Below are 25,780 nucleotides of genomic sequence, written 5' to 3'. Positions count from 1 at the left end.
CTATACAGAGAACCTTAAAAAATATGCTTTGAGGTAGAGCAGGAAGTTTATCCTAAAGGTGAGAATTAGGCGAAGGAGAAATACAGCTCTAGTTGGAGAAATCTCATGCTTTCAAAAACTATCAATTACTCGTTCATGGCTAATCTTTGTAAGCTAGCCATTGCATTGATAGTTCCTGCTGCCCTCAGCTATGCTACTGCCACTCCTGCTACTGCTGACACTCTTTGGTACAACGGTGACCCCAATGGACAAGACTCCACGCGCAACTCCTTCAATATTTTTGAGCCTTCTTCTGCTCTTGGTCTACGTCTAACCCAGTTAGTTCTTGATGACTTCATCGTCCCCACTACGGACGAAGGTTGGTACATCGACAGCGTTTGGTCTAATAACCTGCTACGAGATTCCACGCGAGTTAGTGGTGTAGCTTGGTCAATTGAACAATTTTTGCCAACAGGATGTGGAATTAGCTGCCGTCCCTATGAGCGCACAATTATTACAAGTGGTTCTAGTTCGGCGACAATCACGCCTACCAACTTCACCGTTTCTGGCTCTGACTACGCTGTATATACTGTTACAGCTTCAGGATTAAATATTAACCTCTCTCCAGGAACCTACTGGCTGTCAGTTATCCCACAATACATTTCAGATAGTCCAATTGACGCTCCCTTTTCTAACATCGCAACCACAAGTGGTGCAAATGCCGTTGGGATGCCGCCTGGAAATAATGGTCGTACATTTGAACTCCGATATGGTTCGGCCTTCTTACCAGGATTGCCTGGTACTCGTGATTTTTCAATGGGCATTGATGGCAAAGTATCTCGATCTGTACCTGAGCCATCTTCTGTTTTGAGCATACTAACAATTGGTGCTTTCGGCTTGAGTAGGCAAGTGTTTCGTAAGCCAAAGTCTACCAGTCGTGTTAGTCGGCTCTAAAACCTTTCAAGAGACTTCACATTTACCCCAACAAGTACGCCTAAAGCCGCAAAGACAGCACTATTGAGTGACCCCCAATAAATTAGTGCTGTAGGTTAAATGTGCAATAGCTTAGTACTTCGGGAGTAATCGCTCTATCTCTAGATCTGAGGCAACTTGAGCAAGTTTAAAGAGGTCAGTCGGGTTAGCCATATGGGGCAATCTACCTAAAATTGGAACGTTTGTTAGAGACTGGATGAGGTCAACGGGTGCCCAATCAGCAATCTCTTCGTCTGAACGAGGGCTAACGCAATTGAGGACTATTCCTTTGAGGTGGACATTTGATTGACGTGCTAGGGCAACATTGGCGACAGCTTGTGCGATCGCACCCAGCTTAACCGGAACCACTAACACTACAGGTAACCGCCAATCCCGTGCCAAATCCGCTACCGTTAGTTCGTGAGTAATTGGTGAACCGAGTCCCCCCAAGGATTCCACCAGTACTAATTGGCATCGCTGCTGCAAGGAAGTAAATGCCTGCCAAGCGAGTGCTAGATCAACTAAGCGTCCTTCTCGTTCTGCTGCCACAGGTGGCGCAACAGGTGTCTGAAAGTGCAAAGGTGTAATCTCTTCTGGGGTTTGCTTGAGGTCAAAGAGTTTTTGGTATAACTCGCAATCACCTATCCCCGTCTGAATTGGCTTCAAAATTCCCAAACTCTCTTGAGGACGGTACGTCTGCCAATAAGCAGCGAGGGAACAGGTCAAAACAGTTTTTCCTGTCTCTGTATCCGTGCCAGCAATCAATAAGCTACTGTGCATCTAAGTTTAAATTGTTGTGCTAGGCAAAAATTAATCAGTTAGTACCTGCGATCGCTTAATCCAGATAAACCTGAATTACTGTGGGTACTGAAGACTAGTAGACAGCTGGAAGCGTGTCGGTCTTTGGGCAATTACGTCAATTGTATAATTACCAGCACGCAAGACCTGAGACTGCCAAAACTGGACACCCGAAGCATCTGCTATTACCTGACCCCCAGGATCGCGGATTGTTAAAGACACACCACCGTCTTGCACTTCTGCCGCTAGCTGCTGTCCTTCCTGAGCATTGATCAAGTAGCGCTTAATCGTTCGTGGACCCGTTTGATCAGCAAGCTGCAACGTTCCTTGACCTTCTGCAAAGTTTAGTCGTTCTGTGTCATAGCTAACCTGTGGTGACGGTGATGTTGTTGGTTGTGTTGTTGGGGGCGCTGGGTTAGTCAAACCCAACGATAAATTGTAGTTGCTCCTTGGCAAACCTTGAACTGGACGCAGTTGGACGGTGTAATCTCCATTAAAAGGTAGAGTTCCCTGCCAGCGCTGCACACGGTTAGCTTGATTATCAATTGGGTTTTGGTCAGGCCCAAGTACCGTCAGCAAAACCCCTTCACCATTAAGAGAGGCTCTAAGCTGTTGGTCTTGTGTACCTGGAACAACGTAGTTAATCGTTGAATTCGCGTTTATAGTTCCCGATCTTGAGACAGCTTGACCAGCCGACAGATTTACACGCTGACTAAATGAACTAGGTTGCGTTGGTGTGGGGGTCGGTGTCTGTGTGGGTGATTCTGTGGGTGTTTCTGTGGGTGTTTCTGTTGGGATTGGGGTTGGTAACTCAGTAACAGGCGTTGTGGGTGTCGGTGTCACCTGAGCATTTTGTGAATTGCGGATACTGCTGATAATTGCCCAGGAGCCAAGTCCTGCTAGCAACGCCAATGCTCCACCAATCCCAACGACAGCCCAAGGATTATCCCAAATTGAGTTAGCTCTGGGTTCAGGAATGACAGGGCCGGGTTGGTTTGGGATTCTGGGATTTGGATTAGCAGGTGGTTCCGGGCGGCGTCCCACTGGCATGGTCGCCATATTGGAAACATTCCGGTCTGGTTGTTGAGGTTGAGGTGGAGGCAGTGGAACTGGTTGTGGCGCTGGCTGTGGCGCAACTGAGCCGTGAGATTGAAGCGCTTGCATCACTTCCATTGCCGACTGATAGCGATCGCCTGGTCGGTAGCTCAGCATCTTGTTCAAGATGTTGGCTAATTCATCAGTGACATTGACCCACCGACGCCAGCGCCATATTAGCTGAGTATCATCAAAAAGTGACTGTGGCTCTTTGCCTGTCAAGAGGACTACCGCTGAAACGGCTAAGGAATAGAGGTCACTACTGGGATAAGCTCTACCTGTCTGAATTTGCTCACTAGGCGCATAACCCACTTTCCCAACAGTCGTTACTGGAGCCGTAGAATTAGGAGACTGAAAACGGGTTGCCAGTTCTTTCACAACACCGAAGTCAATCAATACAGGCAGATTGTCTGTGTTACGCAGCATTATATTGTCCGGTGTAATATCCCGGTGAATAATGCTTTTACTGTGGACGTGGTCTAAAACTGGTAATAACTGTAGTAATAGCTGTCGTACCTCGGCTTCTGAGAAGACTCCAGAGCCAGAGTTTGCCATTGTTCCCCTTGTCGTTGGGGTGGAAATCCCCAAATTCTGATTCTGAGTTTGAGCCTCCCCACTCGATTGCTGAGCTTTGCGATCGTTGAGCAACTCGCGGTAGGTTTTCCCTTCCACATAGTCCTGCACCAAGAACAGCCGTCCCCCTTCCTCAAACGTTGCTCTAAACTGAGGAACTTGCGGGTGCTTAATTTGATACAGGGCAGTTGCTTCTCGTTGGAACAGCTCCTTTGATTTCTCTAGTACAAACGGCTCACTCTGAGGTGGAATTAATTCCTTGAGGGCACAAAGTTCATTAAAACGTCCTTGGTCTTCCGCTTTATAAGTCCGACCAAATCCACCTTGACCAAGAACACTGAGCAAGTGGTAGCGATTTTGCAGAATAGTTCCAGAGGCGATTGGTGGTTCCATGAGGGTGTAAATCGGTGTTTACGAGAAAGAGGAAGGATGCCTAACGGCAAGCTGAACTTCACTTCCGAATGCAGTGACCTGTCATCACTATGTTAGAGTATCGTGAATGAAACCAACTCGCCAATGGTAGTTTTAAAAATGAACTACAGTTTTTTTGTGGTTAGAGATTATTAAATCTCTTAAGTATTTTCTGTAACTTAATAACACTAAGAACGTTTATTTATAAAAATTTATATTTTTTTAATCTTGGTAAATAAAATCGTGTTGCCTACCACTTCCCTGCTTGAACCGTCAAGCATCCTTAACCAGAATAGTTGAAAACTGCTTAAATATCGTCCTTTACCATACAGTTTAGATTCAAGAGACTTAGAAATAGTAAATACGCCGCTTGATTGAGCGGTATTGCACTTCAGCTTCGAGCCATAGTTTTTTGGTCAGTGGTTGTTGAAGTGAATCAATTATTATGCGGAATTTTTTACTACTATAGAAAAATAAATTTGTTTGTTGCTATTGATAGAGGTGTTCTTCTGGAGGAACCGTAAGAATTTCCCTCCAAGCCAATTTCGAGCAAATCCTGAGAAAAGTTTACAATCTAGTAATGATAAGATTGCAGTGAAATGAGCTTCGAGGGTCTGCTGTGAGCCGTTCTGCTACTTTAACGCTTCAGCCCACACTGCCGCCGATTGCGGACAACAATCGTCTCCGACTATTTTCAGGTTCTGCTAATGTTCCGCTTTCTCAGGAAGTGGCTCGTTATCTTGGCATGGACTTAGGACCGATGGTTCGCAAGCGGTTTGCAGATGGAGAGTTATATATCCAAATTCAAGAATCAATCCGTGGCTGTGACGTTTACCTTATTCAACCAACTTGCCAACCCGTAAATGCCCACCTGATGGAGTTACTGATTATGGTTGATGCCTGCCGTCGCGCCTCAGCGCGGCAAATCACTGCAGTAATTCCTTACTATGGTTATGCCAGAGCAGACCGCAAAACAGCGGGTCGTGAGTCAATTACGGCGAAGCTAGTTGCTAACCTGATTACCGAGGCAGGTGCGAGTCGGATTTTGGCAATGGATTTGCATTCTGCCCAAATTCAAGGATATTTTGATATTCCGTTTGACCATGTCTACGGCTCTCCGGTGCTACTAGACTACCTGGAAAGGAAGCAACTATCCGATATTGTTGTTGTTTCCCCAGATGTGGGGGGTGTAGCAAGAGCGAGAGCTTTTGCCAAAAAGCTGAATGATGCGCCACTGGCAATTATCGATAAGCGACGGCAAGCGCATAATGTTGCGGAAGTGATGAACGTCATTGGGGATGTCGAGGGTAAGACAGCGGTACTGGTAGACGACATGATTGATACAGGTGGCACTATTTGCGAAGGAGCAAGAATCCTACGTGAAGAAGGCGCTCGTCAAGTCTATGCTTGCGCTACTCATGCCGTCTTTTCACCACCTGCCATTGAGCGTTTATCGAGTGGGGTGTTTGAAGAAGTAATTGTGACAAACACAATTCCAGTTCCTGAAGAAAACCGCTTTCAACAGCTAACAGTGCTTTCAGTCGCGAACTTGCTAGGCGAAACCATCTGGCGTGTCCATGAGGACAGTTCAGTCAGCAGTATGTTTCGGTAGAGCCTGAGACTGAAGTCGGGCATTCACGAATGAAGCCTGCTTTTATTGCAGGCTTTATATTTTTTTATTAAGGTGCATCACCTGATTGAGATGACCTCCCGACCAAAAGATTGATCGCACAAGCACTGCCTTCACCGCTTCCAGCATTCCCATACCTTTGCTCTGAAGGGGACGATCATGACTGTAACAACCAAGAAACTAACCTTTGAGGAGTATCTGACCTAAGCTACTCTGGACTACTTTGGGCGAGCAGTCTGCGATCGCAATGCGTGAACTAGCCATCGAGTACACAACGGCTTTAGAGGCAATACATTTAATTGCCAGTGATTTATACAAGCCTTTCGCCCGATCGCAAAAGTTCGAGAGCATCTGGCAAAGTGGCAGTGAGGATTTCTTTGAGTTGTGCATTAGACGTATTGCCACAAGTCAGCCAAATCACCTGTGGAGGTGAACCATCTTGTTCAACTAAATCGACAAAATCTCTATCTTTGGTCATCACAACTACCCCCTGAGCCTTCGCCGCCTCAAAAATCTCACGATCCTCTGCGTCTCTCAACCCAAGCTCGCGCACAGCTATAGTTGTTATACCGAAGGTAGCAATAATCCAAGCAGCAATAGCAGGCGGCAGTTGGGCATTGAGCCAGATAATCATGCTGCAATCACTGGATGATCGAGTTTGCGTGCTGCGTAAAGTAAAGCTGCCTTAAGATCGTCCATCTCAAGGTCTGGCATTTCTTCTAAAATTTGCTCAAAACTTAAACTAGCAGCTAGTAAATCTAATACATCTGATACCCTGATTCTCATCCCACGGAGGCAAGGACGACCACCATACTGCTTGGGATTGACTGTAATTCTGTCAAGTAGACTAGACACTTGTATCTACGCTAACAAGACTACATTACATTTTTAACCCCATAGTCTATACCTCTGTTTATGCAAATGCTCTTTAGATATGCACGATTCGCAAAGTAATGATAGATTTGGTTCCTTAAGGAGCCTTGAACTATATCAGTGAGATTGGCATCACCGTTTCTGGGAAATCTTTTGTAACGATATTAAGATAACCCATTGTTTTTACGTTAATCCTCGTTAAATCTGGAAGAGTTGAGCGATCGCACCACGAACCTTCTCATCCCCTACTTAACACAGACACCATTAATCAGATTGATGTAGGCTTCACGCTGTTGCTCCTTCATGAGGCGAACTCAGGTAATCTAAAAACTGTTCAGGAACAATACGAAGTTCTCCAGATTGACACTGGTCAATATCTAACCAAACCGCTGTTCCTTTATGATCTCCCTCAGAAAATTCTATTGATTCGAGTTGGTAAAACTTTGGGTCAACAAAATCACATTGATACAATTGAACAATTTCATGACCCGGTTGACCGTTGTAGATAAATAGGTTTTCAATACAACCTAGGTATTTAATATTAGTGAGTTCGGCTTCGAGTTCTTCTTGAAACTCTCGTTTTAAAGCATCATAGCTAGTTTCGCCAAAATCAACACCGCCACCTAATGCTCGATAAAACGTCTCTTGCTTGACTGGATCGTAACCTTCCGAAAGAAAGATGCGATCGCCATCTCGAATCAATCCCAGTACTATTACACGGATTTGCTTAGGTGGGTTCATTGCTGCTTTTAGCTGTTCTCTACGTCTACCTGTGCAACTGAAAACTCTGAGATCTCAGATTGTCCTAACCTGCACTTTTGGCTGTTAGCAAGTTGCTTTAGTTTTGCTGAGCTTCAGAGAAAAGAGCACGCCGATCATTGTCTATCGGCCAGTCTTCATTTTCGCCACCAAGGTATAAGCGTTCAATAATTACATATTCCTTAGAAAGCTGCCTGAGGGAATTGATTAAGACATCAATTGCGATCGCATCACTGGTACCTAAATCAAACCAACAGCGTGCCCAAGTACCTTCAAACTCAAAATCACTCTTATTATGCATCACTGACATCAAGCTGCTGTCTGCTACCTTGTCGTCGTACTCCATATAGCTGATATCAATCCCAACGTCCTGAACCTGGAGGTTTTCCGCATCGAAGCCTCCCAGCTTACCGAGGAAGAACCAGGAGTTGAACAGTTCCTCAACATATTCCTTTTCCATCGAAGAGGGAACCATGCTGAACTCCAGCCAAATCCACAAATCAAAAGGGTTAAATTCGCGAAACACTACCTGCATAATATTCATTCCTTTACTCAGTCGTGACTATTCTATCGAAAAGCATCCCAAGCGTTTGGCTAATAGACTTATGCTTTAAATACCTCCAATCCCTATCCTTTGATGATTTGATTACTGGTTAATCGGCAACTAAATGAAGGATTATGAAGAAAGATATCTTTTACAGGCTGGTGCAACAAGACCAAGCACGGCACACCTGTCACATTAATCTACCTTGGAGAGCAAAAGTTATGGCAACGTCAAATAGTGAATTTGAAATCAGCAAAACTGAGGAAGAGTGGCGCAAAGTTCTGACACCAGAACAGTTTCAGGTGCTGCGGAAACATGGCACTGAACGCGCTCACACTAGCCCACTGGATAAGCAATATGGCAAGGGTACCTTTGTCTGTGCGGGGTGTGAGTTGCCACTATTTTCATCTGAAACCAAATTCAACAGCGGTACTGGCTGGCCGAGTTTTTTCGACCCGATGGAAAACGCGATCGCTACAACCGTAGACAAGTCCCTGTTTATGACGAGAACTGAAGTGCATTGTAGTCGCTGCGGTGGGCATTTGGGTCATGTGTTTAATGATGGCCCCAAACCTACTGGTAAACGCTACTGTATGAACGGCGTTTCGCTTAAGTTTGTTGCAGACTGAATCTTATAAACTATCGCCAGTTTTGTTGAGGTGCGATCGCTCACCTCAACTCACCCGGATACTAAGGGCATTACGAAAAAGTTGGGTCTCGGACGATTAGATTGATGTCTTGCAAACGCCGTTAAAGTCAAAGCCTCTGGCGGTGAAGCTATAAACAACAGGCTATCACTGCCGGAGGCAAGAACGAATGATTACCCCTAGTCAGTAAAAATATGCACGCCCTCTCCATTCCTACATGGATTATTCACATCTCCAGCGTCATCGAGTGGATAGCTGCAATTTGGTTAATTTGGACGTATGGCGAAATAAAAGGCGATCGCTCTTGGTGGGCTTTATCCTTCGCTATGTTACCCGCCTTGATCAGCGCCATGTGTGCCTGCACCTGGCACTTTTTTGACAATCCAGAAGCCCTAGACTGGATTGTTACACTTCAGGCGGCTATGACTGTTGTTGGAAACGTCACCCTTTGTGCTGCTGCCTGGTGGATTTGGCGTTCGGCGCAGTCTGATACTAGTACAACGACCAGAACAATCAAATCGAAGTCAACCACTGATGCTTCTTGACTAAGCCCTTTTGGGACGCAAGTGTATTTGTTGTTGGTTGTTGGTTACTTGTTATTTGTATTCTTTAACAAACAACAAAGAACAAGCTCAAAATGCGATCGCCTTACAAAAATCTTCTTTTAATAGCTTGTAGCCTATCTTGATATGCCTTCTAAAGAAACCTTATTTGCACTTTCCTTATTTCCTTACTTAGGATTTTTGTGGTTTCTTACCCGTTCTGGAAAGATGCCTCGCTTAGCACTAATTGGCTTCTACATGACTCTAGTGTTTGTTGCCGTCACTATCCCGGCAGGGATTTATGCACAGGTAGCTTATGGGGAGCAATTAGCAAATGTAGATTGGTTACATGGTAGTGCCGAGTTTTTCCTAACACTGTCAAATATATTGATCGTGCTGGGCTTTCGGGAAGCGATTATTCAACACAAACGTTCATCGTTCTAAATACTTGTCTTTCCGTGCGGTTTGAGCGCATGAGCCTCTTTTAAAGGTCGGATAAGCCTAAGCTCAGTCAAAATAGAGTATAGAGATAAACGCAAGAGCTGCCTACTATCCAAATGAGCTACTGCCTTAATCCCAGCTGTCCATCACCCCAGAACCCCGCAGGTGCCAACTTTTGTCGGACGTGTGGAGCCAAGTTACTGCTCAAAGAGCGTTACAGAACGCTTGAACCCATTGGGCAGGGTGGCTTTGGCAAAACGTTCTTAGCTGTGGATGAGGATAAACCTTCCCAACCGCGCTGTGTCATCAAGCAGTTTTTCCCCCAAGCGCAGGGTACCAACACAGTTCAAAAAGCAGCAGAGTTATTCACTCAGGAAGCAGTACGCTTGGATGAGTTGGGCAAACATCCCCAAATCCCTGAACTACTGGCGTATTTTTCTCAAGACAGCCAACAGTATTTAGTGCAAGAGTTTATCGATGGCAAAGACTTAGCCCATGAACTGACAGAGAAGGGCGTTTTTAATGAAGCACAAGTGCGATCGCTACTTAATGATTTGCTACCCGTACTGCAATTTGTGCATCAACATCAAGTCATTCACCGGGACATCAAGCCAGAAAACATTATTCGCCGTCATCGGGATAGTCAACTGGTTCTCGTTGATTTTGGAGCCTCAAAAGTTGCTAGTGGCACCGCGCTAGCTAGAACGGGAACTGCAATTGGTTCGGCTGGATATTCAGCACCTGAACAAAACATCGGTAGGGCAGTTTTCGCCAGTGATATCTATGGATTGGGTGTCACCTGCATTCATTTGTTGACTGGGAGGCACCCCTTTGATTTGTTTGATGCCAATGAAGGCATTTGGGTGTGGCGAGATGCTTGTAGTCAGCCCGTGAGTGTTGCTCTTGGTCGTATTCTGGACAAGATGCTAGAAAGTGCAATCAATCGCCGGTACCAGTCAGCCGCTGAAGTTCTTCGAGATTTGAATTCTCAAACGCCTCCAACAGTAGTCAAGTCACAGACACCTACACTTCCTCCAACACCTCCGATAAAATCACAACCTCCTGTGCCGAAATCGACTCCGGCGATTGATGCTGAATTAGCGGAACTCAAGTCTCAGTTTCTTGGCACTCCTACTCCTAAAACCCCAAGCCAAAAACCGACATCTCAGGCAGCTTCTTCTCCCAGTCCCCCCAAATCAAAAACTCAAATTGATCTTGAGTTAGAGGAACTCAAGTCCCAGTTTCTTGGCTCTACTAACCCGAATAAACCTCCCACTCAGACATAAAATTAAAAAGACCCCTACAATCTCTATATTGCGCTGTGACCACTACTCCCTTACCTCGTAGTTCCCAACCTGATGCCGACGCTGTAAGCCAACAACCTGATGCCTTAGGTCGTTTTGGTAAATTTGGCGGCAAGTATGTGCCTGAAACACTAATGCCCGCTCTGAGTGAACTAGAGCAGTGTTTTTGGCAATACCGTGACGACCCAGAGTTTCAGCAGGAACTACAACAGTTACAGCGAGACTATGTAGGACGCCCCAGCCCTCTCTACTTTGCCGAACGCCTGACATCCCACTATGGCAAACCTGACGGTAGTGGAGTGCAGATTTATCTGAAACGGGAAGACTTAAACCATACCGGAGCGCACAAAATTAATAATGCTTTGGCTCAGGTGCTGCTAGCCAAGCGGATGGGCAAGCAACGGATTATTGCTGAAACAGGTGCGGGTCAGCATGGTGTGGCAACAGCAACCGTGTGTGCGCGGTTTGGGCTGGAATGCATTGTTTATATGGGCGTTCAGGATATGGAACGCCAAGCCCTAAATGTGTTTCGGATGCGGCTAATGGGGGCGACGGTACAACCTGTCTCTGCTGGCACAGGAACCCTCAAGGATGCGACCTCAGAAGCAATTCGAGACTGGGTAACGAATGTGGAAACAACCCACTATATTCTGGGGTCAGTTGCCGGGCCTCATCCTTACCCGATGCTTGTGCGTGATTTCCAGGCAGTAATTGGAGAAGAAACACGCGAACAAGCTCTAGAAAAATGGGGTGGCTTGCCGGATATTCTTTTGGCTTGTGTAGGCGGTGGCTCGAATGCGATGGGACTGTTTCATGAGTTTGTTAAGGAACCTAATGTGCGGCTGATTGGAATTGAGGCAGCAGGGGAAGGAGTGAATACAGAGAAGCATGCGGCAACGCTGACCAAAGGTCGTCCTGGGGTTTTACACGGAGCAATGAGTTATTTGCTGCAAGACGCGGATGGTCAGGTGATAGAACCTCACTCCATTAGTGCTGGACTAGATTATCCAGGTGTTGGTCCTGAACATAGCTATCTAAAGGATATTGGTCGAGCAGAATATTACAGTGTGACTGACAAAGAGGCAGTTGATGCGTTAAGACGGTTATCAGAATTAGAGGGAATCATCCCTGCGTTGGAAACGGCTCATGCGATCGCTTATCTCGAAACCCTCTGCCCACAACTCAATGGCAGTCCAAGGATTGTCATTAACTGTTCAGGTCGTGGTGATAAGGATGTCCAAACCATTGCCAAGTTTTTTGATTTAGAAAAAGGGAACTAGGGGCTGAGGTCTGGGGACTAGGAATTAGTAAGAGTGGGAAGTGAGGGTTAGAGAATCAGAAGCTTTAACTCCTACCTCCGAACGCATTCCTTCCTCGTCTCCAATCACTATTCCTTTCCAAGATGCAAAAACGTTTGGCAAAAATTATCCTCGGCGTGTTCACCCTTGTGGGTGGAGTGAGTGGCTGTGCTGCTGCTTATGAGGTTTTTGATAGTCCCAGTCAACCTTTGCCCACCTTGAGCAATCCACCAAATTCAACCGTGTCTCAAAGGTCAACGACGAATGAATTCGCGGCTTTGGAACAGTCTGTGCATCAACAGATCAATAAATATCGCCAGTCCCGCAACTTACCGCCTCTAGCATTGGATGCTCGAATCAGTGAGCAGTCAAGACTTCATTCTCAGGCAATGGCAAGTGGTAAGGTACCGTTTAGCCACAATGGATTTGAGGCACGAGTTAAAGCAATTGGTCAGTCAATTCCTTATGGAAGTGCGGCGGAAAATGTTGCTTACAACCAGGGCTACTCTAACCCAGACCAACAAGCGGTTGAAGGCTGGATAAAAAGCCCTGGTCACCGCAAGAATATGGAAGGTCAGTTTGATGTAACGGGTATTGGCATCACAAAAAATGCCAAGGGTGAGTATTACTTCACGCAAGTTTTCATCAAACGCCGCTAAGCCGTTTTGGATGGGCAGGTAACTCCAGCCTGCCCGATTTCATGAGTTTTGTTAAGCCACTTGGCAGAACTAATCTACTGAGGAATCGAGAATTGGAAGAATTTCAAGTTTGCGATCGCGATTTATCCGATAGTCTGCTTCAGGAGTATCTCACCGTAGATGCACTAGCGGTGGATACAGAAACCATGGGACTCATTTACCAACGCGATCGCTTATGCCTAGTACAGCTATGTGACCCCAAAAACCGAGTTACTGTTGTCCGCATTGCTAAAGATCAGACAGAGGCTCCTAACTTAAAACAGTTGCTGGAAACCCCCAGTATCCTTAAGCTGTTTCACTTTGCTCGCTTCGATCTTGCGATGCTACGCCAGAATCTTGGTATCCAAACCACGCCCATCTTTTGCACGAAAATCGCCAGTAAGCTCGCCCGTACCTATAGTAGTCGCCATGGGCTTAAAGAGTTGGTACTAGAGCTAGAACAAGTAGAACTAGACAAAAGCGCTCAAAGTTCCGACTGGGGCAATGTCGCCAACCTCTCAGACGAGCAGTTACGCTATGCTGCCAACGATGTTCGCTACCTTGTGAGTGTGCGGCAGAAGCTAACCCATATGCTGCAACGAGAAGGTCGTTGGGAACTAGCTCAACAGTGCTTTGAGGCTTTACCCGTCATGGTGACTCTAGATTTGTTGCTTTACCGAGATATCTTTGAACACTAATAGGATTTACGCAAATTGCTCGTTTAAACACTATTCGTAGTAGTAAGGTGGGCAGTGCTCACCCTACAGATAGGGGTTCTGCGTAAGTCCTGACTAAGTAAAGTCGAATAGGACTGACTTAACTTAACAACTCTCCACCATCAACCCTTGCGCGGGGGGTTTGGGGGGAAGCCCCCCAAGCCTGGTTTTTCTACAAGTGACTATTTTTCGCTTAAGAGAGACACATTCAAGTTAAGTCTGTCTGTAGATTACCTACAATTAATTAGTACTGAATTAAAGAAGATACAGCCGACTGAGTATGGCTAAAACTGTTGCCGATGTCATGAGTCGTAACCCCATCTTGGTGGAACCTCAAACACCTATCCGGGAGGCAATAAAAATTCTTGCCGAACAACGCATCAGTGGTTTGCCAGTGGTAGATGACACAGGCAAATTGGTCGGTGTAATTTCAGAAACAGACTTGCTCTGGCAGGAGACAGGAGTAGAGCCACCACTTTACATCATGTTTCTGGACAGCGTCATAACTCTCGAAAACCCCGCCCGTCATGACCAAGAACTTCACAAGGCACTGGGGCAAACTGTTGGGGAAGTGATGAGCGGTGACCCTGTTACTGTAGAACCTGACCAACCTTTGCCTAAAGCGGCTAAGCTGATGCGGGAAAAATCCATCCGACGTTTAGCCGTAACTGATGAGACAGGTAAGGTAATTGGTATCCTCACACCTGGAGATATTGTGCGGGCAATGGCAGCTGAATTTGAAGAGTAGCTCAGCCAAGGTTTAAGGTTCCTTGCACTAGGGCAGGAATTCCTGATTCAATTCATGAGGCAGCGTGTTGGAGACTCGGACTGCAACCAAGCAACAACCGCTGCTTTTTTAGGTGGAATAACTAGCAATTGATAATTAATATTTACCAATGAGCGTTACCCGTGAGTCTGTTCAACAACTGCTGAGTTCAGAGGATTTCGGCAAGCGTATTAGTGGAGTCAACCAGTTACGTCAACTGGAACCCTCTGTGGCGTTTGAGTTAATTCAGCCAGTTGTGACTGATAAAAATACTCGTGTTCGATATGCGGCAGTAAGCCAACTTGATACCTTGGGGGGTCAAGATTTACAAACGACGTTGACACTGTTGCGCGATCGCCTTCTCAATGATTCGGAACCTGATGTTCAGGCAGCCGCCGCAGATGCGATCGGGGCACTAAAGCTTACAGAAGCGTTTGAAGATTTGCAGCGGCTTTATCATCAGACTCCCGAATGGCTGGTTCAGTTCAGTATTATTGCAACCTTGGGAGAGCTAGGCGATCCGCGTTCTTTTGAACTGTTAGAAGAAGCCCTAAACTCTGATACAGGGCTTGTACAAACAGCAGCAATTAGTTCACTGGGAGACTTAGGTGATGCGCGTGCGGTACCTCTTTTGACTCCTTATGCCACAAATTCAGATTGGCAGGTTCGCTATCGGTTGGTACAAGCGCTCACTAAACTTGGAGGCACTGAGGTGCGTTCAGTGCTGGAAACTCTAGCCAATGATGAAAAAGAGGAAGTTGCGAAGGAAGCACAAGCGGCTTTGGAGTCAGTGTAACTTTGAACAAGAAGAATTCAGGAGTTCAGGAGTTCAGGAGTTCAGAGTTATTCTGAACCCTGCATAGGTGTCTAGTCAGTGAATGAGCCTTTAAATAGCAACAAAAATTATACTTGTAGGCAAGGGTAAGAGTGAAGGTCAGTGTTCTTTCACCTTGACCCTTTTCTTTTTGATCGTCCACAGCGAATGCAACTCGGTATCAGCATCAGCTTAACCATTGCAGCTAACCTTTTTTATGGATATGGTAAAAAAATACCCCCCCGATTCATCGAGAGGGTTCGTCAGTGTTCAAAGGCTTATGTATAAAGACTACTAAGCAACTGTGAAGAATTTGTGAATGAATAACACTTTTTTTCTAATTTCGTTAGGGATTTCGTTAATAGATCTGACGTTATGTTTGTTGCCCGCTCTTCCTAACCAATGACAAAAAGCAATAAGTTACAAACGTTAGCATTTCCGTTAGTGTTTGCGTTAGCCTCGTGACCTTCTTTGAGAGCCACACTCAACCCATTGGCAATCTTTTTATAGCTTTTAGCTCACCCATAACAGGAGAATATTGATGCGAACCGTTAACGAACTGAAATCTGCTGCTTATGCCCTTGAACCCACCCATCCAGTAGAACGCCGAATGCTGAAGGAGGCGTTGAATGGGGATTGGGCATCTGGATTGCATCGCCAAAAGCAAGAAGAACTCGTCCGAATTCACAAAGCCAAGCAGAAAATACTGGAAGCGATCGCACTTTTAGAAGGCACAGAAAGAGCAATTCACGATTCTCAGCATCAAAAAGTGGCTTTTTGGGAGCAAGTCGCTCCTGGAGAGTTGCGTCCTGCTGCGGCTACATTGATTTGCCAATATTTCGGCTTAACCAAGCTTTTTCAGAAAGAGGGTTTGTGGTACGCTTTTGCTCTCGACTCCCCTGTACCTCGACGTGTCGGGCAACACCTTTGGCTTGAACTGTGTAAAACAAAATCTACAGAGTGGATTAAGGCAAAACTCCAGGAAATAGAAAGCAAGGGTGTTGCACTACCCGAACAAGCAGATGACACTCTATACAATCGTCTGACTGCATAAGTGGCATCAGTTCCAGAGATACCTTTTACCAGCACTAAGACAACTTGCCTTCACCCCACTCGCTCTTGCGGGTGGGGGTTTATTTTTCTTGGTGTCCATAAGTTTAGACTGCCATTTGTCTATTTCCTGGCAGTCTCTTCTGGGAATCATTCATGCTGGTATTTAGAACTCGCTTCACATCCAGCAGAAAAATTGTTGTTGTCACATTTTCCTGGGATAGAACAGCCGCATGAGAGACCATCTCAAGGAGAGCATTACCTTGTATTTGAGACATTGGCAGCCTTTGCATCATCGCTAGCGGTAACTCTACCAAATTCGGCGGTTCATCCACCGGAATTCCACAAAGTTCTCCCCCTGAACTACGGGTAATCACTAAAAAAAGATGGTTAGCGGGTAACTGAGATAAACTCTCTACACTGATGTGCTGATGCAAATCCAAAACCCTAATCATATGGCCACCAAGCTGGACAACACCCATTGTTCTCAGCCCACCGCCAGCTACAGACGAATAATTCACTGCCTTGAGCACATCCTCAATGGGAAGGGCAAGGAGATAATCCATAACCTTGAAAACTACGAACTTAGCTACTGTTGACTCGTCGTGCATCGCCCTCTCCTAACTCTCATATAGAAATAGAATTTCGAGTATTGTTCTCAATTGCATCAGTTAGCGTCGCTAACAGCATTTGTTCCAAATAAGGCTTCGTAATGTAGGCTGTTGCCCCTAACTCCGTTGCAATCAAGCGGTGCTTCGACGCACTCCGGGACGTCAACATGACAACCGGAATGTCTGCCAAAACAGAGTCTTGCTGACGGTATTTAAGAAACTCAAATCCATTCATTCGAGGCATCTCGATATCGCAGATTACCAACTGAATCTCCCGGTGCTGTCGGAGTTGCTCGATCGCTTCGTAACCATCCTTAGCCTGAAGCACTCGATAACCAGCCTTCTGTAAAGTCAAAGCCAGAGTTTGGCGCAGGGTGATAGAGTCATCCACAAGGAGAATCAGTTTGTCTCGTCTTGCCCTGACATCTGTATTGGGTGCTGCTGGTAATAGCCGTTGCTCTTGACTTGATGATGATATGGAGCGTGTTGCACTTGCGGCTAAAGCGCGTGAAGCCGTTGTGTAAGTTAGTGCGTCAGCCGTATACCTATCCTGTAAAGAATCGCTACTACTACCCGTCTGCTGCTCAGACACGTACTGCATCAATGCAGCCCCATCAAGCACCAATGTCAACCGTCCATCAGCTAAAACACTGCTCCCATAAACATAGTTGGGTGGCACAATCATCGCCCCCAAGGGACGAATCACTAATTCTTGCTCTCCAATCAACTGATCTACTTCCAGACCCAAAAACCTATCCTGGTAACGGATAAGAATGATCGGCATCATCTGTCCTTCAGGGACAAACGGCTGATGAGACTGGAAAATCAACGAGTTGACAACCTCTGAGGAATAATTCAGGACTTTCGAGAGTTGGTATATGGGGATAAGTTGCTCCGATGTTTGCGCTTCGCGTTGGCTTGGCAAATGTGGATTCGCTAACTCGCTACTCGCATTCTTGTTCCATCGGAGGACTTTGCCACCTTCCCAGCACCGAAGCTGGTGTGCTTGAGGAATCAAAATTTGTTCGATCGCATCCACAAAGAAGGAATAGCTTTGACCACCTGCTTGACACAAAAGCAACTTAGTGATCGTTAGGTTCAGAGGAATTTGGAGGGAGAATGTTGTCCCTCGATAAGGTTCGGAATAAACCGTGATCGAACCATGGAGAGCTTGCAACTGCGCCCGAACCACATCTAGACCAACACCTCGCCCAGAGAGTTCACTGACTCCAGATACTGTAGAAAAGCCCGGTTCAAACAGTAAATTGATGAGCTGACCCTCATCTAAATTGATCGCTTGTTCCTCAGAGATGAGTTGACGTTCTACTGCCCGTTGCCGAATTCGTTCAAAATCCAACCCTTTACCATCATCCCGGACTTCAATCACCAGATGTCTGCCAGATTGAGAGGCACTCAGTTCAATCTGACCAAAATCTGGTTTATTGTGTTGTTGCCGGACTTCAAGGGACTCAATTCCGTGGTCAAAAGCATTGCGAACTAAGTGTAGCAAGGGGTCATAGAGCTTTTCCGCCACCACTTTATCCACCAGGACTTCAGTTCCACTAAGTTCTAGGGTTACCTGCTTGTTGTGCCTAATTTCTAACGGCTGTAAAACACGGTGGAAGCGCCCGAAGATATCTCCCAAAGGTGACATCCGGGCTTGCATTAGGGCATCACGAGTACTCGTCAACAACCGACGTTGTTTTTCCAAGCTTTGACTGGATGCCGATGTAAATAACTCGATCGCGTCAGTCGCTTCTGTTAATGTAAAAGCGTCTTCCAGAATCGATTGAACAACAACTTGGGCTTCGTCATAACGATCGAGTTCCAGGGAATCGAAAGGCGCATGGGACTGCCAATCGCTACCCGTCTCAGCCCACCGTTGTTGCCCAATGAACTGCCGATCAGACCAATCCTGGAGCTGACCGAGTAGTTGCTGGTGTTTCTGGAGACGGACAAGAAGCGATCGCACCGCTGTTCGTAGTTGCTCGTTCTGGAGCGTCTGGCGGTTTTGGTTCGTTAACAATTCCCCAATTGAAGAATTCAGGTGTTCTAAATGCTCAACATTCACCCGCACAGTAGGAGAGACAGAACCCTGCTCATTCTGGGAAATTGGGGTAGGAGTACTATCAATGCGGAAGCGGGATGGGGATGGTGGAACTGTCACCTCTGGTTCCATAGGCTTCCAACTGGCTGAATCAGCCGCCGACGCTGGCATCGAAGGAACAACATGATAAGGGTTATGTGGTGAGCTAGAGCTGGCTTGCTCTGCCTCCGTTTCAGCAGGAGTTTGGGAATCCAGTACCGCTTCCCCTCCCCAGATAGTCTCTAAGAGCGAGTTGCCTAATTCCTCGTGTTCTGGTTCCTCGTGTTCTGAGTTGTTCAACGACTCTAGAGATGGAACTTCACCAATACTCGGCTCGGATTTGTATGAGTCAGTCACGCTCGACTCTAAATTCGCGGCATTAGTCACCTCACCCAATTCAGATTCAATTAATGATTCTTGAGCATCGACAGCGACATCTTGGGGTGAGGACGTGAAAGAGGAATGGGGAGTTGTCTCGCCCTTTTCCTCTATGGCATCAAAATCATTGTGCCTGACTACTGGCTCAGCACTATTAATAATAGGTTCAGTTGCGCTGGTACTGAGTCCAGCGAGTTGCTGTAGAGCTAGAGACGGTTGACCGCCTTGAGTGCGATCGCCCCCTAGCACGGCTGCCTGTCCCGATTGAAAGTCTGCCAGAGCAATCTCGGCAATCGTCACTGCCTGAGCCGGAGCGGTATCCAAGCCCTTGATTGCCGCTTGAGCAATTGCTCCAAACCCAGGCAAATTCAAGGATTCTGCCAATCCAGTGAAAACCTCTGCCTGAGTCCGAAGAGTCGTAGCAACTTCCTCTAGGTTCGCACGGGTTAGGGCATCAGCAAGTTCGTCTAATCGTTGGTTAACTCCCACTTCAAAGATAGACAGGGTTAAATCAAAGCCCAACTCTACCGAACTAGGGAGGTAAGCTTCCTGACCAAAACAGTCACCCAGCTTTTCTTGCAGTTGGGCAAAAATAGCAGCAGTTCGGTCAAGAATCTCAGCATCATTGACTTGCCCTCCCGTAAATTCAGCAGTTAGAGGTAAGCGGAGACACTCAAATCCCTCAAAAATTAACGCCTCAACTTCTGGGTCAATCGACAAGTCAGGGTTAAAAAGGGCTTTAAAAATATCCTCCAAAGAGTGGGCAACCGTTTGGATTGTTTCCAACCCAACACTTGCTGCTGCCCCCTTCAGGGTATGGGTAGCCCGCATTAGAGTATTGACCTTGTTAATACTGTAGTCTTCTCGAAGACTCAGCAATTCTTGTTCTAAAACTTGCAGCAGTTCCGGCGCTTCCTGGAGAAAGTAGAGATAGCTTTGTTCGCGTATGGTTGGATCTGTCATTTGTTGTTGGTTGTTTGTTATTTGTTGTTTGTTGATTTAGTTTTCAATTCAGGCTGTTACCTTACAGGATTTGATGGGAATTCTATAGACAGAGTAAATACTTACTTGATTTAGCAGTCCTTGAAACTATTGACCGCTAGAGATTATTTTTTTGTTATTGGTCATTAGTTATTAATCATTCGTCAATCCAAAAACAACAAACAACTAACAACTAACAATGAGACTTCAAGATTTGCAGGTTTATCGGTTAGCAGAACAACTAGCAGATGAGATTTGGAAAACTGTTACACAGTGGGAGCCGTTGGCAAAGGATACATTAGGTAAGCAGATTATCCGGTCAGCAGATAGCGTTGGAGCCAATATTGCAGAGGGAGTAGGAAGAGGTAGTTCTCTAGACAATCAACGATTCGTCAGGATAGCGAGAGGCTCTTTATATGAAACTCAACATTGGTTAAGAAGAGCCTATTCTCGCAATCTTTTAACACCTGATCAGTTCCAAACACTCAAACCAATCGTTGACGAACTAGCACCTCGATTAAACTCCTATTTAAACTCCCTCAAATAATATTGGTTATTTGTTGTTGGTTATTGGTTATTAGTTATTAACGAACAACAAACAACCAACAACTAATCAATCAACAACTAATCAACCTTAAACTGATCGGCACTTGCTTGCAGGTTCTGCGCCATTGTCAGGAGTTCCTTGAATGAGGTAGAAATCTCAGTGGAATCCTCCGTGGTCTTGTTAGCGATCGCAGCTACTTCTGTCATCGTTTGTGTTACCGATTGGAACTGCTGAGTCTGTACCTGCGTTGCTTGGGTGATACCCGCAACGAGTTGACTGATTTGAGACGTGGCTTCAACGATCGCATTCAGATTCTGGCGGGTATCGTGTACCATCGATGTTCCTGCCGCAACCTGCTGGATGCTCTTTTCCATCACAGTGGACACCTCAGCCGTGCCTTCCTGGATTTCCTGAACTAACTGCGAGATTTCAGTGGTTGCTTCCGCTGATTGACGCGCTAGAGAACGCACCTCATCTGCAACAACAACGAAACCACGCCCATACTCCCCAGCTCGTGTCGCTTCAATTGCCGCGTTTAGAGCTAGTAGTTGGGTTTGAGTCGTAAAGTTGCTAATCAGGTTCACCACTCTGGACACCTTCTGCGACGATTCGCTCAAGCGCTTGAGTCGCTTACTGGTTTCCGCCACTGTTTCCCGGATATCCATAATTCCATCTACAGTGCGGTTCATCGCCGCATCCCCTTCCCGAACAGTCTGGTTGGTCTGTTGGACAGCTACATCTACCTGTTGAGCATTCATTCCTACAGCTTTCGTAGAACTGACCATGGTCTGGATTTGCTCTAAGGCGCGACCAAGTGCTTGGAATTGCTCTTGGGCTTGACCAGCAAGACCAGTAATCGACGATGCACTCTCTTGGGATGTCTGGGCGACTTGGCGGGACGCAGTTTGCACCTGTTTCACGATTTCCCGCAGACTTTGCAGGGTGTTGTTGTAGGCATCAGCAATCGTACCGACTTCATCTTCGGTTACGGGAGCGCGGACGGTAAGGTCTCCATTGAGTGCTGGTCGGACTGCCGCCAGCAATTGGATAACCTCCTGCTGGATTTGTTCTTTAGCTGCTTTTTCCCGTTGGGCGGCTTCTGCCAATTGCTCCGACTGCTGCTGCACTTGCTTCAAGTAGTCCACTTGTCGCATCGCCACGCCGACTTGCACACCGATTTGTTTTAGGGCGCTGACTTCAATCTCTGCCCATGAGCGAACTTCAGTGTTTTGGTAAACACCAAGTAGACCCCAGAGCTTGTCGTCTTTGAAAATTGGCACGACTACATAAGCTTTGACCTCAAACTCCTCCAGCATTTCAATTTCAAAGGGAGAGTGGCCAGCCGCGTAAATGTTCTTCACGACCAAGCTTTCACCGTTGCGATAGGCGCCTCCTTGAGCTTCTTGCAGATTAACTTGGGGCCAGATGGCTCCTATCTCAGAGCCTTCCACAGCATTCCAGCCTTTGGTTACTGATTGGGCGACCAACTCACTACTCCAATCAGGATTGAAGCGATAGATTGCGGCGCGATCGCATTTCAGCAGCAGGCGGACGGCTTGGTTGGTGACACGGAAGATCGTATCTGTATCCTGAGACTGAAGGATTTTGGGTATGATTTCCGCGACCGAGTTGCTGACTTTAGCGGCTTTGGTCATCTGGGTGGATTGTGCCTGCAACTGCGCCAGGTAATCGGTCTGCTGTAAAACCGACCCCAGTTGACGACCAATGTCAGCCAGCAAGGTGACTTCACTTTCTAACCAATGCCGAGGTCCACTGTGTTGAAATGCACTCAGCAAGCCCCAGAGCTTTTCCCCTTGTTTGATGGCAACGATCAGGTACGATTTGACACCAAAGTACTCCAAGGTTTCCACATGGCAATCACTCAAACCCACTGTGTAAACATCATCCGCAACATAGGGTTCGCTGTTGGCGAACCTTCCGCCCTTGTGTTCCTGTAGATAGGTGTCTTCCCAAGCACTACCGACGAGTTTCGGCCATCCTCCAGACTCTGACTCATAGATAAAGTCTCCAAAATAGTCTGGGCGGAACTTGTATATACAGACTCGCTCCACTTCCAGAAGTTGTCGGACATCTTCGACAGCAGCTTTACAAGCGTTCTCAATGTATGACGTATTGCTAATCTTGTCGATGATTGCGGGGACTTGTTGCTTGTACTTTACGACTTTATCCATTTCATAGACCAACTCCGCCTGCTGTAGAGCGACACCAAGTTGGTTACTAATCTGAGTCAGAAACCTCACTTCATCGTCTTGCCAATGGCGAGAGGCACTGTGCTGATAAGCGCCCAACACGCCCCAGAGTTTCTGCCCTTGAAAAATCGCAACGATCGCACAAGCTTTGATATCAACGCCCTCATAGATTGCTACATGGCAATCACTCAAACCAGAATCGTGACCAATATTATTGATAACAAATGGTTGGTTTTTGCCAAAGCATCCGCCTTGGTTCTCCTTCATATAGGTGTCTTCCCAAGTCATGCCAACCATTTGGGGTAAATCTCCAGCCTGAGACTCAAAGACAAAATCGCCAGAGTAGTCTGGACGGAACTTGCAAACAGCGACTCGCTCCACACCAAGTAGTTTCCGAACTTCCTGCGTCGTTGTCTTGAAAATACTCTCAATATCGATCGTCTGGCGCATCTTGTCGCTCACACGACCAACTAGGCGAGTGACTGCTCGCTCCCACTCGGCGACTTTAGCAAGTTGAGCCGATTGCTGCCGTAGCTGCTCTTGGTATTCGGCTTGTTGGAGAGCTACCCCCAGTTGAGTGCCGATTTGAGTCATCACCTTGACTTCGCCGTCTTCCCAAGCACGAGGCCCAGAGTTTTGATAAGCCGCTAGTAGTCCCCAGAGTCTTTCTCCTTGGACAATCGGAACGATTACATAGGCTTTCGCCTGATATTGCTCCAGAATGTCAATGTAACAAGGTGAAAAGCCTGCTTGGTATATATCATCGACAACTCGGAAGTTTGCTCCCTTGGCATACATCCCGCCCTGAGTTTGTTGCAAATAGGTATCTGCCACTCTGGCTTTGCCACCGCCAAGAATTTTTGCACTACACTCGCTGATATTTTCTCGCAAGAGTGGGTTATCAATTTGTTCCTGCATCAATGCAGTCCAGCGACTCCCGACTGACTCGGCAACAAACTCACCGCTCCAATCAGGCTCAAAGCGATAGACTCCCACACGCTCAGCTTGTAGCAATTCTCGAACTTCTTGAGTTACCGTTTTGAAAATCGTGTTGATGTCCAAGCTCTTGCGAATCTTGTCAATCACTTTGACAACGGTTCGCTCTCGTTCTGCGGTCTTGGCAACTTGCTCGGCTTGGGTTTGAACTTGTTCCAAGTACTCTGCCTGCTGGAGAGCCACCCCCAGTTGGCTGGCAATTTGGCTGAGGCTCTTGAGTTCACCCTCTTCCCAGTGGCGTGGTCCACTGTGTTCAAAGGCTGAGAGCAATCCCCAGAGCTTCTGTCCTTGGAAGATGGCAACCACTAGGCAGGATTTGACCCCAAAGTACTCTAAGGCTTCAACATGACAGTCGGTTAAGCCGCTATTGTAGACATCATCCACCACTAGAGGTTCGTTGTTGCGGAAGCGACCGCCTTGGTGTTCGTTCAAATAGGGGTCTTCCCAAGCACTGCCCACTAATTTAGGCCAATCCCCAGACTCTGACTCCACTAGGAAGTCACCGAAATAGTCCGGACGGAATTTGTAGATGGTCAAGCGCTCCACACCCAAGAGCTTGCGGACTTCTTGCGTCGTGGTCTTGAATATGGTGTCAATATCCGAACTGTGGCGAATCCTGTCAATTACTTTGGCGACCGCTCGCTCCCGTTCAGCGGTTTTTGCTATGTTGGTGGATTGCTCCTGCAACTGCTGCAAGTACTCTGCTTGCTTTAGTGCCAAGCTAAACTGGGCGGCAATCTGCTTGGCAAAGTCAATCTCATCCTTCTGCCACTCGCGTGGGCTACTGCATTGATGAATGCACAACAATCCCCACAGTTCATTGCCGATCAACAGAGGCACAATCAAGTTAGCTCGAACTTGAAACTGAGCGAGAATCTCGATATGGCAATCGCTCAACTGAGCATTGTAGATATCAGCAACCGCCTGAATTCTTCCTTGAGCGTAATGGGCGGCATACTGTTGACCAAAGCAGTGGTCGTGAACCTTGGCAGCTATAGCTGAACTGTAGCCTGAGTTTAAATCTTCCGATACAAATTCCCCATCATCAAAGCCGGACTCAGGGTAAAAGCGAAACACTCCCACTCGGTCAGCATTGAGGAGTTGTCGGACTTCTCTGGCTGTTGTCTTGAAGAGCGTATCTAGATTTTCGGGCTGGCGGATTTTGTCGATCGCTTTGTTGATAACTTTGGCTTGCTCAGCCTGTTTTTGCATTTGGTCAGAAAATTCCACTGACTGTAGAGCGAGAGTCAGTTCGGTGACAATTTGGTGGAGCAAGGTTATTTCAGTTTCCCGCCATGCCCTAGAAGCAGAGCATTGCATGAGGCTGAGCAAACCCCATACTTGTCCTTCTAAGAAAATCGGCAACGTCAAACTGCCTTTGACCTGGAATTTTTGCAGCAGTTGAAGTTGGTAGGGACTCAGAGGCTTGGGTAAGGTTCGATCTAGAATGACAACTTGCTGTTGCTGGTAGTCTAGTCGTTCGGCTACACCAAAAGCGATCGCACTGAGGGACTCTCCTAAACTGGGTGTATAGCCAGCCACCATCGACTCCGCCAGCACCACACCTTCGTTCTCAGTCTGGAACTCGTAGATCAATGCTCGGTCTACTTGTAAATGCTGACGAACCTCAGTTAATGTCGTTTTAAACAAGGTGTCAAGATTCTTTGCAGAGCGCATTTGACTGTTAAGGGCTAATAACCACTGCCGTTCGCGCTTGCGGTGTTCCTCAGTTGCGATCGCTGGTTTGTCACCATTAACCCCGGTTGGCAAACCTTGTACCCACTTCTCCAACTGAAGAACTTTCTCCTGAATTTCCGGTTTGGCAAGTCCCGCCTGTTTGAGGTCGGCTTTGAGGGCATTAACTACGGCTAGAGCTTGCTGTGGCTCAAAATTGCCATTCGATCCGTTAACTACCTCATTACCTTTGCTTTGACTCTTCGATGGCTCAACTCTTGGCTCGGATGGCTCAAGCTTCGGCATCGCTGGTACTAGATTCTCTGGAGACATATTACTGTTGTTATTAACTAGATTTGCTGACTCAGGTTGGTCATGGAGACGGGTAGGGGACTCTCCATGTATCAA

At 46.8% G+C, this 25,780-nt stretch carries 22 protein-coding genes; 13 read left to right on the top strand and 9 right to left on the bottom strand.

The window, feature by feature from the left end; translation table 11 throughout:
* Positions 1–105: 105 nt before the first annotated feature.
* Complete coding sequence (locus H6F98_RS16555; RefSeq protein WP_192219800.1) at positions 106–933, top strand: PEP-CTERM sorting domain-containing protein; 828 nt, start codon at positions 106–108, stop codon at positions 931–933.
* Positions 934–1,044: 111 nt separating this feature from the next.
* On the opposite strand, the gene bioD is transcribed toward H6F98_RS16555, so the two are convergent.
* A complete protein-coding gene (gene bioD / locus H6F98_RS16550) occupies positions 1,045–1,731 on the bottom strand; it encodes a dethiobiotin synthase (protein WP_192219799.1) in 687 nt (228 codons plus the stop codon).
* Between the two features lie 75 nt (positions 1,732–1,806).
* A complete protein-coding gene (locus H6F98_RS16545) occupies positions 1,807–3,810 on the bottom strand; it encodes a serine/threonine-protein kinase (RefSeq protein ID WP_192219798.1) in 2,004 nt (667 codons plus the stop codon).
* A gap of 637 nt (positions 3,811–4,447) precedes the next feature.
* On the opposite strand from H6F98_RS16545, the gene H6F98_RS16540 reads away from it, so the two are divergent.
* On the top strand, positions 4,448–5,440 hold the full coding sequence (locus H6F98_RS16540; protein ID WP_192219797.1) for a ribose-phosphate pyrophosphokinase: 993 nt from the start codon (positions 4,448–4,450) through the stop codon (positions 5,438–5,440).
* A gap of 328 nt (positions 5,441–5,768) precedes the next feature.
* On the opposite strand, the gene H6F98_RS16535 is transcribed toward H6F98_RS16540, so the two are convergent.
* The 4 genes from H6F98_RS16535 to H6F98_RS16520 all read right to left on the bottom strand — a co-directional run bounded on the left by H6F98_RS16535 (position 5,769) and on the right by H6F98_RS16520 (position 7,625).
* On the bottom strand, positions 5,769–6,092 hold the full coding sequence (locus H6F98_RS16535) for a DUF5615 family PIN-like protein (protein ID WP_192219796.1): 324 nt from the start codon (positions 6,090–6,092) through the stop codon (positions 5,769–5,771).
* Positions 6,089–6,313, bottom strand: a complete 225-nt coding sequence (locus tag H6F98_RS16530; protein ID WP_192219795.1) for a DUF433 domain-containing protein — start codon at positions 6,311–6,313, stop codon at positions 6,089–6,091. Before H6F98_RS16530 ends, H6F98_RS16535 begins: the two co-directional genes overlap by 4 nt.
* A 303-nt stretch (positions 6,314–6,616) precedes the next feature.
* Positions 6,617–7,072: an NUDIX hydrolase gene (locus H6F98_RS16525; protein WP_192219794.1), complete on the bottom strand. Its 456-nt coding sequence runs from the start codon at positions 7,070–7,072 to the stop codon at positions 6,617–6,619.
* A 97-nt stretch (positions 7,073–7,169) separates the two neighbouring features.
* Positions 7,170–7,625, bottom strand: a complete 456-nt coding sequence (locus tag H6F98_RS16520) for a DUF3531 family protein (protein ID WP_192219901.1) — start codon at positions 7,623–7,625, stop codon at positions 7,170–7,172.
* 230 nt (positions 7,626–7,855) lie between these two features.
* Here H6F98_RS16520 and msrB point away from each other — a divergent pair, with 230 nt between their 5' ends.
* The 10 genes from msrB to H6F98_RS16470 all read left to right on the top strand — a co-directional run bounded on the left by msrB (position 7,856) and on the right by H6F98_RS16470 (position 15,893).
* Positions 7,856–8,263: a peptide-methionine (R)-S-oxide reductase MsrB gene (gene msrB, locus H6F98_RS16515; protein ID WP_192219793.1), complete on the top strand. Its 408-nt coding sequence runs from the start codon at positions 7,856–7,858 to the stop codon at positions 8,261–8,263.
* 212 nt (positions 8,264–8,475) lie between these two features.
* Positions 8,476–8,826, top strand: coding sequence for a DUF2499 domain-containing protein (locus H6F98_RS16510; RefSeq protein WP_192219792.1), 351 nt, complete (start codon positions 8,476–8,478; stop codon positions 8,824–8,826).
* Between the two features lie 144 nt (positions 8,827–8,970).
* Entirely contained in the window at positions 8,971–9,267 is a 297-nt protein-coding gene (locus H6F98_RS16505) for a DUF3593 domain-containing protein (protein ID WP_192219791.1), read from the top strand.
* A gap of 113 nt (positions 9,268–9,380) precedes the next feature.
* Positions 9,381–10,550 carry a serine/threonine-protein kinase gene (locus H6F98_RS16500; protein ID WP_192219790.1) on the top strand — a complete coding sequence of 390 codons (1,170 nt, stop codon included), beginning with the start codon at positions 9,381–9,383 and terminating at the stop codon, positions 10,548–10,550.
* A gap of 35 nt (positions 10,551–10,585) precedes the next feature.
* Positions 10,586–11,848, top strand: a complete 1,263-nt coding sequence (gene trpB / locus H6F98_RS16495) for a tryptophan synthase subunit beta (protein WP_192219789.1) — start codon at positions 10,586–10,588, stop codon at positions 11,846–11,848.
* Positions 11,849–11,970: 122 nt separating this feature from the next.
* Positions 11,971–12,525 (top strand): CAP domain-containing protein, encoded by a 555-nt coding sequence (locus H6F98_RS16490; protein ID WP_192219788.1) that lies wholly within the window; start codon positions 11,971–11,973, stop codon positions 12,523–12,525.
* Positions 12,526–12,617: 92 nt separating this feature from the next.
* On the top strand, positions 12,618–13,241 hold the full coding sequence (locus H6F98_RS16485; RefSeq protein WP_242058576.1) for a ribonuclease H-like domain-containing protein: 624 nt from the start codon (positions 12,618–12,620) through the stop codon (positions 13,239–13,241).
* A gap of 298 nt (positions 13,242–13,539) precedes the next feature.
* Positions 13,540–14,007: a CBS domain-containing protein gene (locus tag H6F98_RS16480; protein ID WP_192219786.1), complete on the top strand. Its 468-nt coding sequence runs from the start codon at positions 13,540–13,542 to the stop codon at positions 14,005–14,007.
* Positions 14,008–14,155: 148 nt separating this feature from the next.
* The gene (gene nblB / locus H6F98_RS16475; RefSeq protein ID WP_192219785.1) at positions 14,156–14,821 is read left to right on the top strand and encodes a phycobilisome degradation protein NblB; all 666 of its coding nucleotides are present in this window, start codon (positions 14,156–14,158) and stop codon (positions 14,819–14,821) included.
* Between the two features lie 559 nt (positions 14,822–15,380).
* Complete coding sequence (locus tag H6F98_RS16470; protein WP_192219784.1) at positions 15,381–15,893, top strand: hypothetical protein; 513 nt, start codon at positions 15,381–15,383, stop codon at positions 15,891–15,893.
* A 103-nt stretch (positions 15,894–15,996) separates the two neighbouring features.
* On the opposite strand, the gene H6F98_RS16465 is transcribed toward H6F98_RS16470, so the two are convergent.
* Together H6F98_RS16465 and H6F98_RS16460 are read right to left on the bottom strand one after the other, a co-directional pair.
* Positions 15,997–16,500, bottom strand: a complete 504-nt coding sequence (locus H6F98_RS16465; RefSeq protein WP_192219783.1) for a chemotaxis protein CheW — start codon at positions 16,498–16,500, stop codon at positions 15,997–15,999.
* Between the two features lie 16 nt (positions 16,501–16,516).
* Positions 16,517–19,927 (bottom strand): response regulator, encoded by a 3,411-nt coding sequence (locus H6F98_RS16460; protein WP_192219782.1) that lies wholly within the window; start codon positions 19,925–19,927, stop codon positions 16,517–16,519.
* A 217-nt stretch (positions 19,928–20,144) separates the two neighbouring features.
* Here H6F98_RS16460 and H6F98_RS16455 point away from each other — a divergent pair, with 217 nt between their 5' ends.
* A complete protein-coding gene (locus H6F98_RS16455; protein WP_192219781.1) occupies positions 20,145–20,492 on the top strand; it encodes a four helix bundle protein in 348 nt (115 codons plus the stop codon).
* 77 nt (positions 20,493–20,569) lie between these two features.
* Here the strand turns inward: H6F98_RS16455 and H6F98_RS16450 are convergent, their stop codons facing one another.
* Positions 20,570–25,705: a GAF domain-containing protein gene (locus tag H6F98_RS16450; RefSeq protein ID WP_192219780.1), complete on the bottom strand. Its 5,136-nt coding sequence runs from the start codon at positions 25,703–25,705 to the stop codon at positions 20,570–20,572.
* Positions 25,706–25,780: the final 75 nt, after the last annotated feature.

This window comes from Microcoleus sp. FACHB-SPT15 (assembly GCF_014849525.1).
Taxonomy (GTDB): domain Bacteria; phylum Cyanobacteriota; class Cyanobacteriia; order Cyanobacteriales; family Coleofasciculaceae; genus Symplocastrum; species Symplocastrum torsivum.
This window is presented reverse-complemented; position numbering and strand designations above follow the sequence as displayed.

Coding starts and splice junctions, on each gene's coding strand:
- H6F98_RS16520 (WP_192219901.1), bottom strand. CDS start 7,625: ATGCAGGTAGTGTTTCGCGAATTTAACCCTTTTGATTTGTGGATTTGG.
- msrB (WP_192219793.1), top strand. CDS start 7,856: ATGGCAACGTCAAATAGTGAATTTGAAATCAGCAAAACTGAGGAAGAG.
- H6F98_RS16545 (WP_192219798.1), bottom strand. CDS start 3,810: ATGGAACCACCAATCGCCTCTGGAACTATTCTGCAAAATCGCTACCAC.
- H6F98_RS16470 (WP_192219784.1), top strand. CDS start 15,381: ATGCGAACCGTTAACGAACTGAAATCTGCTGCTTATGCCCTTGAACCC.
- H6F98_RS16490 (WP_192219788.1), top strand. CDS start 11,971: ATGCAAAAACGTTTGGCAAAAATTATCCTCGGCGTGTTCACCCTTGTG.
- H6F98_RS16460 (WP_192219782.1), bottom strand. CDS start 19,927: ATGACAGATCCAACCATACGCGAACAAAGCTATCTCTACTTTCTCCAG.
- H6F98_RS16525 (WP_192219794.1), bottom strand. CDS start 7,072: ATGAACCCACCTAAGCAAATCCGTGTAATAGTACTGGGATTGATTCGA.
- H6F98_RS16465 (WP_192219783.1), bottom strand. CDS start 16,500: ATGCACGACGAGTCAACAGTAGCTAAGTTCGTAGTTTTCAAGGTTATG.
- H6F98_RS16450 (WP_192219780.1), bottom strand. CDS start 25,705: ATGTCTCCAGAGAATCTAGTACCAGCGATGCCGAAGCTTGAGCCATCC.
- H6F98_RS16480 (WP_192219786.1), top strand. CDS start 13,540: ATGGCTAAAACTGTTGCCGATGTCATGAGTCGTAACCCCATCTTGGTG.
- H6F98_RS16500 (WP_192219790.1), top strand. CDS start 9,381: ATGAGCTACTGCCTTAATCCCAGCTGTCCATCACCCCAGAACCCCGCA.
- bioD (WP_192219799.1), bottom strand. CDS start 1,731: ATGCACAGTAGCTTATTGATTGCTGGCACGGATACAGAGACAGGAAAA.
- H6F98_RS16555 (WP_192219800.1), top strand. CDS start 106: ATGCTTTCAAAAACTATCAATTACTCGTTCATGGCTAATCTTTGTAAG.
- H6F98_RS16535 (WP_192219796.1), bottom strand. CDS start 6,092: ATGATTATCTGGCTCAATGCCCAACTGCCGCCTGCTATTGCTGCTTGG.
- H6F98_RS16455 (WP_192219781.1), top strand. CDS start 20,145: ATGAGACTTCAAGATTTGCAGGTTTATCGGTTAGCAGAACAACTAGCA.
- nblB (WP_192219785.1), top strand. CDS start 14,156: ATGAGCGTTACCCGTGAGTCTGTTCAACAACTGCTGAGTTCAGAGGAT.
- H6F98_RS16505 (WP_192219791.1), top strand. CDS start 8,971: ATGCCTTCTAAAGAAACCTTATTTGCACTTTCCTTATTTCCTTACTTA.
- H6F98_RS16510 (WP_192219792.1), top strand. CDS start 8,476: ATGCACGCCCTCTCCATTCCTACATGGATTATTCACATCTCCAGCGTC.